The sequence below is a fragment of the Streptomyces sp. NPDC054863 genome (assembly GCF_053610825.1).
Genome location: NZ_JBSGZD010000279.1, coordinates 1 through 10468, shown reverse-complemented (window position 1 = coordinate 10468; position 10468 = coordinate 1). Strand labels below are relative to the sequence as shown.

Genomic DNA, 10468 nt, shown 5'->3' with positions numbered 1-10468 from the left:
TCGGCATCCCGCAGCGCGAGAACCTCCAGTTCGAGCTTCTGCTCAAGGAACTCTGAGCAGGTCCTGCGGGGCCGGCCCCAGGCACGAGGCCGGTCCTGCGGGGCCGCCCAGGCCGGGCCGGCCCCGCGAGGGTCAGGCCATGAAGCGGCCGGTCCTGCGGATCTCGGGGAAGTCGGTGGTCACCCCGTCCAGTTCCAGCGCGTGGGCCAGCCGCAGCTCCTCCGCGGTGTTCACCACCCAGCCGATCACCCGCAGCTTCTCCGCGTGCGCGCGCCGCACGGTCTCCTGGGTGAGCCGCTGCAGTTCGAGCACGACGGCGCCGGCCCCCACGGCCAGCGCGCGGTCCACCACCTCGGGCCCGTAGAACTGCGCGACCAGTGCCGTCCGCACCCCTGGCACCAGGGCCGAGGTCCGGGCGAGGGCCTCGTCGTGGAACGACAGCACCTCGACGCGCTCCACCAGGCCGCGCCGGTGCATCAACTCGGCGAGCGCCTGTGCGACGGCCACGTCCTTGATCTCCGCCTGGAGCGGTGCGGAGACGGCGTCCAGCACCTCCTCGAAGAGGGGGACCTGCTGGCCGCCCCCCGCGTCCAGGGCGCGCAGCTCGGCGAGCGACATGGCGGAGACGGGGCCGTGGCCGTCCGTGGTGCGGTCGACGTCGGCGTCGTGCATGACGACGAGCCCGCCGTCCTTGCTCAGATGCAGATCGAGTTCGATGACGTCCATGCCCGCCTGCTGGGCGTGGAGGAAGGAGCTCAGGGTGTTCTCGGGTTCGACACCCATGACTCCGCGATGACCGATGGTGAGGAAAGACAAGGCGATCTCGCTTCCGTCGACGGCGGCTCAAAGCGAGATTAACGGCCCGCCTCGGCAACGGAACCCGCCTGGCGCGAGGAAGTGGAATCTTCGAACTGGGTACCCGCGATTCCCAGGATCAGACCGGTGGCGAGGGCGGCGAGAAGGATGGCGCGCATGCTCATGGGGGACGGCTCCAGGCGCATCAGGGGCTGACGTCGGGCAGTACGGTCGCGACGGGGACAGGGTGCGACCGTCCTACCGCCCTCCGTGGCCCGGTCGGCGCTACGTCACCCGTCCGTGGGCGCGGCCGGAGGGAGTTGACCGGCGCCGGCCGGGGGAAGCTGACCGGTGAGGCCCGGGGGAAGCTGACCTGCGGTGTCCGGCGGGAGCTGACCTGCGGTGCCCGGGGGGAGCCGACCTGGGGTGCACGGCGGGAGTTCACCGGCCGCCCCCGGTGGGGTGAGTTCCGTGAGATCGACCAGCATCGCCCGCGCCAGTTCCAGTTCGGCCAGGTGCTGCCGCTCGGCCCAGCGCAGCGCCACCTGCGGATGCGCCCAGTCCGCCACCCCCTCGGCCCGCTCCAGCGCCTCCCGTACGTCCGCCAACTCCCGCTCCGTGTGCGCGACATGCTCCCGCACGCGGGCGCGGAGCCGTGCCGGGTCGGCGAGGTGGCCCAGCCAGACGCGCAGCACGAGCGGGTGTTTCAGTACGGCGGGCCCCGTCTCCTCGGTGCCGTCCGCCCACCCGGCGAGCGCGTCGCGGCCCGCGGCGGTGATCGCGTAACGCCGTTTGGTACGCGGCTCCTCGGGCCCCGAGCGGCTCGACGTGACGTACCCCAGCGCCTCAAGACGGCGCAGCTCCGCGTAGATCTGACTGATCGCGGGCGCCCAGTAGAAGAAGCGCAGCGAGGAGTCCGCCCACTTCTTCAACTCGTACCCCGTGCGCCCGCCGGGGAAGGACAGCAGGCCGAGCACCGCCCAGGCGGTGGGCGGGAGTTGTGGGAGTCCGCCCTGTCGTGCGTCTTGCTTCTTCGAGACCTGACGACTAGTCATATGGCGAATTGAAGTAAGGGCGGAGCACGGAAATCAACCCCCTGGAGGGACCGTGAAATTCTCAGTCGTCTTCGAGGCGCAGCTGGCCGATCCCACCCCCGAGCGCGAGCACCAGGTCATCCGCGACAGCGTCGAACAGGCAGTCCTGGCCGAGCGGATGGGGTTCGACCGGATCTGGGCCGTCGAGCACCACTCCCTCAAGTGGTACGCGCACATGAGCGCCCCCGAGGTCTTCCTCGCCTACGTCGCCGCGAAGACCTCGACCATCCGGATCGGGCACGGCGTCGTCTGCATGCCGTTCGCCTTCAACCACCCCGCGCGGGTGGCCGAACGCGCCGCCATGCTCGACCTGTTGTCCGGCGGGAGGCTCGACCTCGGAGCAGGACGCGGCGGTACGAAGCAGGAGACCTCGCTGTGCGGCGTGGACCCGGACCGTACGACCCGGGAGGTCGAGGAGGCGCTGCGCATCATCGGCCGGGCCTGGCAGGCGGACGAGCTGGAGTACCACGGCGAGCTCATCGACATCGGCCCGCACCCGATCCTGCCGCGCCCCCGGCAGACCCCGCACCCTCCGCTGTTCCTCGCGTGCAGCCGCACCGAAACCCTCGCCCAGGCCGCCGAACTCGGCGTCGGAGCCCTTGTGATGGGCTTCGCCGGACCCGAGTCGATCATCGAGATGCGGGCGGCGTACGACGCGGCCCGGGCGGCCCGCGGCGCCGACCGCTTCGTGTCCACCGTCGTCAACGACCACTTCTCGGTGCTCTGCCCCACGATCGTGCTGGACGACGGCGAGCGGGCCCGGAGCATCGGGGTGCGCGGCCAGCGCTTCTTCGCGCAGTCCATCGGCCACTGGTACGGAGGCGCCGGAATCCCTGACGAAGCGGTCGTGGCGGGCGCCGACGAGAGGGCCGAGATGCGCAGGGCCGCCGAGCAGGTGGCCGCCCGGCTGCACGAGCAGCGGATCCCGGTACGCCCCGCCGCGACGGCCACCTTCCACGCCGACCACGCGTACGGCACCGCCGACGATGCCATCGCGTACGTGGAGCGGCTGCGCGACGCGGGAGCCGACGAGATCATGTGCCTGATCCAGATGGGCACGGTGCCTCAAGAGGCATGCCTGGAAACCCTGCGGCAGTGGGGCGACAAGGTCATCCCGCACTTCCGCGAGGCGTGAGGAGCGGCCGTGGCACCGGAACACGACCGGCCCGACCCGACGGCCCGCCCCTCCGTCCCCGTGCCTGACCGGCTCGACCCCGCTGCCCGCCCCCTCGTCGACCGCATGAGCGCCGGATTCCCCGACCTCGGCGGCGCCGTCACCGACGCGGCGCAGGCCCGCCGCATCCTCGCCGCCCTGCCCGGACCGCGGACGGAGCCCCCGGCGGTGGGCGCCGTCGAGGACCGGACGGTCCCCGGGCCCGCCGGAGCGCCCGGGATCCCCGTACGCCTCTATCTGCCGGACCGCCCCGCCCCGTACCCCACCGTCGTCTTCTTCCACGGCGGCGGGTTCAGCATCTGCGGTCTCGACTCCCACGACGGCACGGTGCGCGGGATCTGCGCGGGCGCGGGCGCGGCAGTCGTCTCGGTGGACTACCGGCTCGCCCCCGAGGCGCCCCATCCGGCCGCCGTCGAGGACGCGTACGCCGCCGTGCGGTGGGTCGCCGAGCACATCGAAGAGGTGGGCGGCGACCCCGGGGCCCTGGTCGTCGCGGGTGACAGCGCCGGCGGCGCGCTCGCCACGGTCGCCGCGCGGATCGCCCGCGACACGGGCGGCCCGGACGTCGCGCTCCAGGTGCTGCTCTACCCGGTGCTCGACGCCGCCCAGGACACCGATTCGTACCGCCGCAACGCCTCCGGCTACTTCCTGACGGCGGCTCACATGCGGTGGTTCTGGGAGCAGTACCTCGGCCCCGAGGGCCCGCGGAGTCCTGTGGCGCGCCACCCGGACGTCTCGCCGCTGCGCGCCGCCGACCTCTCGGGGCTGCCGCCCGCGCACGTCCTGACGGCGGGCTGCGACCCCCTGTGCGACGAGGGCAGGGAGTACGCCGCGGCATTGCGGGCAGCAGGGGTGGAGGTCGTGGAACAGCACTTCCCCGCGATGTTCCACGGGTTCCTCGGATTCACCGGGGTCCTCGCCGATTCCCGTACCGCCATGGCCGCCGTCACCGGAGCCATCACCGCCGTCGGGGTGTCCGACAGGAAGAATTTCGGTGAGTCGGGGGGTGTGGCAGGATAATTTCTTCCGGCTCCCCTTGTGCAGGAGAACCACGCGTGGATACGGTTTCTTTACGCGAGGTTCTCCCGTGGAGGAAGTGACATGACGCAAATTCTGGTGCAGGACATTGCTGGTGGAGGCATAACCGAGGCCTCGCGGGTGATCGACCACCCCGCCTGGGGCGTGCTCAAGGGCGCGGTCGAGGAGATCCGGCCCTGGCAGTCCGCCGACGGCTCCATCGACTTCGACGCCGACGGCGCCCCGGCCCGTACGGCCGTGGAGGCGGTGCTCGGCCGGGTGATCGGCGCGGTCGAGGAGCTCTCCCCGCTGCTGCCGCACGACGCCGCCTACCACCGGGCGATCGTGGGAGACCTCCGGGCCTGGGCGGACTCCGCCTTCGCCGTCCCCGACTTCCTGGACTCGCTGCTCGCCTTCCAGCCCGCCCGGTCGCGCGCCGACGGCCTCCAGCACCTCGTCGTCTTCCCGATGTACACCCAGAACGGCAACCCGGACCGCAACCTCGAAGCCGTCGTGCTGCGCATGGTGTGGCCCGAGTGGCTCGCCGAGCTGGAGCGCACGCGCTACGACAACCCGCTGTTCTGCGGCATCACCTTCGAGGACTTCACCTCGGGTTACGACACCAACTCCGCCGTGCTCTTCCCCGAGACGATCGCCGTGCGCCAGGCGCCGGAACGATTCACCTGGGGCGGCATCTTCTGCGACCGCGAGGCGGCCCGCTTCCGCGCCGTCACCGAGGCCGCCGTGGGCATCCTCGGCCTCGACCTGCCCGACGACATCCGGGCGATGGTCGCCGACCAGGAGCGCTGCCAGGAGGCCTTCGTGCTGTGGGACATGGTCCACGACCGCACGCACAGCCACGGCGACCTGCCCTTCGACCCCTTCATGATCAAGCAGCGGCAGCCGTTCTGGATGTACGGCCTGGAGGAGCTGCGCTGCGACCTCACCGCCTTCAAGGAGGCCGTGAAACTGGAGGCCGACGGCGTCCCGCAGGGCCGCGACGTGCAGTACGCCGTGCTCTTCGACCGGATGTTCCGCTTCCCGGTCTCCGGCGCGCGGGTGCGCAACTACGACGGACTCGGCGGCCAGCTCCTCTTCGCGTACCTGCACAAGCACGACGTGGTGCGCTGGACCGACAACACCCTCAAGATCGACTGGGAGCGGGCGCCGCGGGTCACCAACCAGCTCTGCGCCGAGATCGAGGACCTGTACCGGGCGGGCATCGACCGCCCGAAGCTGGTGCACTGGTTCGCCGCGTACGACCTGGTGGCGGGCTACCTCGCCCCGCACCCGGGGTCGCGCTGGGCGAAGGGTCCGGACGCCCTGGACCTGTCGCTGCCGCCGCGGAAACTGGTCGACGACGTGCTTCCCGACGAGTTTCCGTTGAGCATGTTCTATGAGGCGCTTTCCAAGAAGCTCAAGACCGTGATCGCCTCCACCAAGGGGATCACCGCGGCGGGCGCCGAGCGGGTTGCCGCATGAGCGCCCGCGCCCAGGAGGCGACCGACATGACCGCTGCCAACACACCCGAGGGCCCCCTTGACGGAGCCGTCATCGCCGTCGCGGGAGCGGCGGGCCCCGCGGGGCGAGCCGCTCTGCTGCGCCTGGCGGAGGCCGGTGCCACGGTCATCGGCGCCGACGCCGACGTGACGCGTCTCGCGGAGGCCGTGGACGCCGCCCGTTACGCACACGGCGGGGCCACCGTCATCGGCGAGACCGTCGACCTGCTCGACCTCGACGCCACCCGTGCGTGGGCGGACAAGACCGAGAAGGAGTTCGGCCGGATCGACGGCATGATCCACCTCGTCGGCGGCTGGCGCGGCTCCGCGACCTTCGCGGAGACCGACCTGGCGGACTGGGACCTGCTCGAAAAGCTGCTGGTCCGCACCGTGCAGCACACCTCGCTCGCCTTCCAGGCGGGACTGCAGCGCAGCGACCGGGGCCGCTACCTGCTGATCAGCGCGGCCGGCGCGTCCAAGCCGACCGAGGGCAACGCCGCCTACGCCGCCTCCAAGGCCGCCGCCGAGGCGTGGACGCTCGCCCTCGGCGACGCCTTCCGCAAGGCGGGGGGCGAGGAGGGGCCGCGCAGCGCTGCTGCCATCCTGGTGATCAAGGCTCTGGTGCACGACGCGATGCGCGCCGAGCGCCCGAATGCGAAGTTCGCGGGCTTCACGGACGTCACGGAGCTGGCCGAGGCCATCGCCGGAGTCTGGGAGCGGCCCGCCGCCGAAGTGAATGGACAGCGCCTGTGGCTGACCCCCAAGCCGTGACGGATTCCGTGCCCGGTTCCGCGACGGATTCAGCAGTGACGGATTCAGTGACCACCACGACGACTGTGACGACGACCACGACCACCACGTCCGTGGCCGGTCCGGCGAACCCGCCCAGGACCGACGCCCGCCGCCGCCACGACCCGTCCGTACGGGGATTCGCCAGCGACAACTACGCGGGCGCGCACCCCGAGGTCCTGGCCGCCCTCGCGCTCGCCAACGGCGGCCACCAGGTCGCCTACGGCGAGGACGACTACACCGCGCACCTCCAGCAGGTGGTGCGCGGCCACTTCGGCGCGTCCGCCGAGGCGTTCCCGGTGTTCAACGGCACCGGTGCCAACGTGCTCTGCCTCCAGGCGCTCACCGACCGCTGGGGCGCGGTGATCGCCGCCGAGAGCGCCCACATCAACGTCGACGAGGGCGGCGCCCCCGAGCGGATGGGCGGGCTGAAGCTGCTCACCGTGCCGACCCCGGACGGCAAGCTCACCCCCGAGCTGATCGACCGGCACGCGTGGGGATTCGACGACGAGCACCGGGCGATGCCGCAGGTCGTCTCGATCACCCAGAACACCGAGCTCGGCACCCTCTACACGCCGGACGAGATACGCGCGATCTGCGAGCACGCCCACGGGCACGGCATGAAGGTCCACCTCGACGGGGCGCGGATCGCCAACGCCGCGGCCTCCCTCGACGTCCCGATGCGCGCCTTCACCAACGCGGTCGGCGTCGACATCCTGTCGTACGGCGGCACCAAGAACGGCATGGTCTTCGGCGAGGCCGTGATCGTCCTCAACCCGGACGCGGTCCGGCCGATGGCGATGAAGCGGCTGCGCAAGACGTCGATGCAGCTCGCCTCGAAGATGCGCTTCGTGTCGGTGCAGCTGGAGGCGCTGCTCGCCCGTGACCTGTGGCTGCGCAACGCCCGCAACGCCAACGAGATGGCACAGCGGCTCGCCGCGGGCGTCCGTGGCGTCGACGGCGTGGAGATCCTCTACGAGGTGCAGGCGAACGTGGTCTTCGCACGGCTGCCGCACGAGGTGAGCGAGCGACTGCAGAAGCGCTTCCGGTTCTACTTCTGGGACGAGGCGGCCGGCCACGTGCGCTGGATGTGCGCGTACGACACCACCGAGGACGACGTGGACGCGTTCGTACAGGCGCTCAAGGAGGAGATGCCCCGCTGAGCACCCTCCACAGAACTGCATAGATATGCGACCGACTGAAAAGGTATTGACTCTCAGTCGGTCGCATTCCTATGCTCGCGAACCATGGAGCTGATCCAGCAGAACCCGGACCTGTCCGCCTACTTGGGGTCCGACGAGGCCATCGACCCTCACCATCCGCTCGTACGGAAGACGGCCGCGCGCCTCGCCGAGCAGGTCTCGGATTCATATGCATACGCCCAGGCGGCCTTCGAATTCGTACGGGACACCGTCCCGCACTCGGCCGACTCGGGGGACCCGCGCGTCACCTGGCGCGCCTCGGACGTCCTGGCGCAGGGCACCGGGATCTGCCACGCCAAGGCCCATGCCCTGGCGGCGCTGCTGCGGGCGGAGGACATCCCCACCGCGCTCTGCTACCAGCGTCTGGAGCACGACGGCGCGAGCGGTCACTGTGTGCACGGGCTGGTGGCCGTACGGTTCCACGGCGCGTGGCACCGGCAGGACTGCCGCGGCAACAAGGAGGGCGTCGACGCGCAGTTCTCGCTCGACGGCGAGCGGCTGGCCTGGGTGCCGGTGGGGGAGCGCGGCGAAGTGGACTACCCGGTCCTGTACGCCGCACCCCACCCGGCCGTGCTGCGCGCCCTCAAGGAGGCGCCGGACCGGCCCCGCCTGTGGGACGCGCTGCCGAACGCCCTGTGAGCCCCGGCGCGCCCGGTGGGGCTCAGCCCGCTTCGCGCAGCTGCCCCGGGGTCGGGGCCGTGCCGCCGAGGTGGGCCGGGACCCACCAGGTGTCCTTGTCGTCCTTGGGGCGCACCGGGTAGGCGCGCTGGGCGGCCTCCAGCAGCTCCTGGACGCGCTCGCGCAGCCGCCGGGTGATGGCGCCCGCGAACTCGTCCGCCGGGGCCTCCACGGGCTTGCCCACGCGGATGGTGACCGGGATGTGGTTGCGGCCGAAGTTGCGCGGCCTGCCCTTGGTCCAGATGCGCTGGGTGCCCCAGACCGCCATCGGGATCAGCGGCACGCCGGCCTCCTGGGCGAGCCGGGCCGCACCCGACTTGAAGCTCTTCAGCGTGAACGACTCGGAGATCGTCGCCTCCGGGAACACCCCGATGATCTCGCCGGAGCGCAGCGAGTCCAGCGCGTGCCGGTACGCGTTCTCGCCCTGCTTGCGGTCCACCGGGATGTGCTTCATGCCGCGCATCAGCGGCCCCGACACCTTGTGCCGGAACACCGACTCCTTCGCCATGAAGCGCACCAGGCGCTTCTGCGGCAGAGCGGCGAGGCCGTTGAAGATGAAGTCGAGGTAACTGATGTGGTTGCTGACCAGCACTGCCCCGCCGGAGCGGGGGATGTTCTCAGAACCCTGAGTGTCGATCTTGAGGTCGAGCGCCTTGAACAGGGTACGAGCGGCGCCGACGACCGGCCGATAGACGAGTTCTGCCATGACGGGGGACCCTTCTCTGACCGGGGAGGGCTCTCCCGGTACGAAAGTTACGCTGCCGTAGGTTTTCGGCGTTGGGCAGATCGTGCCCCATGTACGGCCGAGTAGCCAGTCCCCGGGTACCCAGAACGCGAGATTCTCATCACGTCCGGCGATGTCCACTCATACCCTGACCTGCTGCGGGCTCTTCCGGAGCGTCGAGGGGCCCGGGAATCGCAGCGCCGGGCCGCACGCTGCACACTGTGTCAAGCAGTGCGTAAGGGGAGGGTGAAATATGCCGGAACACGACGGCGGAAGACGGCTGGGCTTCGACGAACTCGGCGTCGAACCGGGGGAGCGGGCCACCCTCGTGCAGTTCTCCAGCGCGTTCTGCCAGCCCTGCCGGGCCACCCGCAGGACCCTCGCCGAAGTGGCCGCGATGGTCGACGGGGTCACCCACGTCGAGATCGACGCCGAGGACCACCTCGCCCTCGTACGGGAGCTGGACGTCCGGCAGACGCCGACCGTACTCGTCCTGGACGCGGACGGCCGGATCGTGCGCCGTGCGACGGGACAGCCGCGCCGGGCGGACGTGATCGCCGCGCTGGGGCGTGCCGTCGCGTGAACCTCCCTGTGGCGACCTCCACGCGACCGCCGCAGCGCACCGCCTCCATGAGGGGCGGCGGGTGACGCAACGTGATCAATCTCCCAGTGCCCTGGACCCCGTGCGTACTTGACGCAGTTGACCCCCCAAAGTCAGGGTGACGTCATGCCGTCGGAACTCCTTCTCCACGGGCGGGTCCACGTGGACCTGGTCCGTCACGCGAGCGCGCGCTGTCCGGGTGTCTGAGCAGCCACGGACTCCAGGACCGCGCCTCCCGTTCCCGTCGAAGGACAACTCCATGACGCTCCAGCCCTCCCTTGCCGTGCCCCGGCAGGCCACCCCCGACCTCTTCCGCTCGGTCTTCCGCAGGCATGCCGCCGGTGTCGCCGTGATCACCGCGGCCGGCGACGGGCCGCGCCCCGTCGGGTTCACCGCCACGTCCCTCAACTCCGTCGCCGCCGAGCCCCCGTTGGTCTCCTTCGGCGTGGGCACGGGGTCCTCCAGCTGGCCTGTCGTCGCGGAGGCGGAGTACATCGGCGTACACCTGCTGGGCGAGCATCAGGAGGCGCTCGCCGCGACGTTCGCGCGCAGCGGCGCCGACCGATTCGGCGCTCCCACCCGGTGGCACACCGGACCCGAGGGCGTCCCCGTGCTCGACGGCGTACTGGCGTGGCTGGTGTGCCGGGTGGTGGCGCAGGTGCCCGCGGGGGACCATCGCATCGTGCTCGCCCAGGCCGTTGCGGGGGACCCGTCCGGGGAGGGCCGACCGCTCCTCTACCACCAGGGGCGCTTCAACGCCCTGCGCGACTGAGGCGCTCTCAAAAACACGAGCCCGGGAACGCTCTTCTGTCGGCGATTACACAGCGTTGGCAAGGTCACAGTTCAAAGCGCTTGCTTACGGGGAACGCTCTGGGTGTACTGACGAGTAATATTC

Annotated in this window: 12 protein-coding genes; 8 read left to right on the top strand and 4 right to left on the bottom strand. The window is 71.0% G+C overall.

The features are described 5' to 3' along the window. Positions 1–132 precede the first annotated feature (132 nt). The 3 genes from ACWGIG_RS31880 to ACWGIG_RS31870 form a co-directional block, all read right to left on the bottom strand. A complete protein-coding gene (locus tag ACWGIG_RS31880) occupies positions 133–816 on the bottom strand; it encodes a glycerophosphodiester phosphodiesterase (protein ID WP_453325170.1) in 684 nt (227 codons plus the stop codon). Positions 817–854: 38 nt separating this feature from the next. Then, entirely contained in the window at positions 855–980 is a 126-nt protein-coding gene (locus ACWGIG_RS31875) for a hypothetical protein (protein ID WP_398418009.1), read from the bottom strand. A 105-nt stretch (positions 981–1085) separates the two neighbouring features. Beyond that, positions 1086–1850: a PadR family transcriptional regulator gene (locus tag ACWGIG_RS31870; protein ID WP_453325169.1), complete on the bottom strand. Its 765-nt coding sequence runs from the start codon at positions 1848–1850 to the stop codon at positions 1086–1088. 52 nt (positions 1851–1902) lie between these two features. On the opposite strand from ACWGIG_RS31870, the gene ACWGIG_RS31865 reads away from it, so the two are divergent. From ACWGIG_RS31865 to ACWGIG_RS31840, 6 genes are all read left to right on the top strand, one after another. Further along, positions 1903–3024, top strand: a complete 1122-nt coding sequence (locus ACWGIG_RS31865; RefSeq protein WP_453325168.1) for an LLM class flavin-dependent oxidoreductase — start codon at positions 1903–1905, stop codon at positions 3022–3024. Positions 3025–3033: 9 nt separating this feature from the next. Continuing rightward, entirely contained in the window at positions 3034–4083 is a 1050-nt protein-coding gene (locus tag ACWGIG_RS31860; protein WP_453325167.1) for an alpha/beta hydrolase, read from the top strand. Between the two features lie 81 nt (positions 4084–4164). Beyond that, complete coding sequence (locus ACWGIG_RS31855; RefSeq protein ID WP_453325166.1) at positions 4165–5562, top strand: DUF6421 family protein; 1398 nt, start codon at positions 4165–4167, stop codon at positions 5560–5562. Further along, entirely contained in the window at positions 5559–6350 is a 792-nt protein-coding gene (locus tag ACWGIG_RS31850; protein ID WP_453325165.1) for an SDR family NAD(P)-dependent oxidoreductase, read from the top strand. Before ACWGIG_RS31855 ends, ACWGIG_RS31850 begins: the two co-directional genes overlap by 4 nt. Positions 6351–6442: 92 nt before the next feature. Continuing rightward, the gene (locus ACWGIG_RS31845) at positions 6443–7531 is read left to right on the top strand and encodes a threonine aldolase family protein (RefSeq protein WP_453325171.1); all 1089 of its coding nucleotides are present in this window, start codon (positions 6443–6445) and stop codon (positions 7529–7531) included. Between the two features lie 84 nt (positions 7532–7615). Next, positions 7616–8209, top strand: coding sequence for a transglutaminase domain-containing protein (locus ACWGIG_RS31840; protein ID WP_453325164.1), 594 nt, complete (start codon positions 7616–7618; stop codon positions 8207–8209). A gap of 22 nt (positions 8210–8231) precedes the next feature. On the opposite strand, the gene ACWGIG_RS31835 is transcribed toward ACWGIG_RS31840, so the two are convergent. Beyond that, a complete protein-coding gene (locus ACWGIG_RS31835) occupies positions 8232–8954 on the bottom strand; it encodes a lysophospholipid acyltransferase family protein (protein WP_453325163.1) in 723 nt (240 codons plus the stop codon). Between the two features lie 271 nt (positions 8955–9225). Between ACWGIG_RS31835 and ACWGIG_RS31830 the strand changes: the two genes are divergently transcribed. Next, positions 9226–9555: a TlpA family protein disulfide reductase gene (locus tag ACWGIG_RS31830; protein WP_453325162.1), complete on the top strand. Its 330-nt coding sequence runs from the start codon at positions 9226–9228 to the stop codon at positions 9553–9555. 277 nt (positions 9556–9832) lie between these two features. Continuing rightward, complete coding sequence (locus ACWGIG_RS31825) at positions 9833–10345, top strand: flavin reductase family protein (protein ID WP_453325161.1); 513 nt, start codon at positions 9833–9835, stop codon at positions 10343–10345. Positions 10346–10468 lie beyond the last annotated feature (123 nt).

Coding starts and splice junctions, on each gene's coding strand:
- ACWGIG_RS31875 (WP_398418009.1), bottom strand. CDS start 980: ATGAGCATGCGCGCCATCCTTCTCGCCGCCCTCGCCACCGGTCTGATC.
- ACWGIG_RS31870 (WP_453325169.1), bottom strand. CDS start 1,850: ATGACTAGTCGTCAGGTCTCGAAGAAGCAAGACGCACGACAGGGCGGA.
- ACWGIG_RS31835 (WP_453325163.1), bottom strand. CDS start 8,954: ATGGCAGAACTCGTCTATCGGCCGGTCGTCGGCGCCGCTCGTACCCTG.
- ACWGIG_RS31855 (WP_453325166.1), top strand. CDS start 4,165: ATGACGCAAATTCTGGTGCAGGACATTGCTGGTGGAGGCATAACCGAG.
- ACWGIG_RS31830 (WP_453325162.1), top strand. CDS start 9,226: ATGCCGGAACACGACGGCGGAAGACGGCTGGGCTTCGACGAACTCGGC.
- ACWGIG_RS31825 (WP_453325161.1), top strand. CDS start 9,833: ATGACGCTCCAGCCCTCCCTTGCCGTGCCCCGGCAGGCCACCCCCGAC.
- ACWGIG_RS31840 (WP_453325164.1), top strand. CDS start 7,616: ATGGAGCTGATCCAGCAGAACCCGGACCTGTCCGCCTACTTGGGGTCC.
- ACWGIG_RS31850 (WP_453325165.1), top strand. CDS start 5,559: ATGAGCGCCCGCGCCCAGGAGGCGACCGACATGACCGCTGCCAACACA.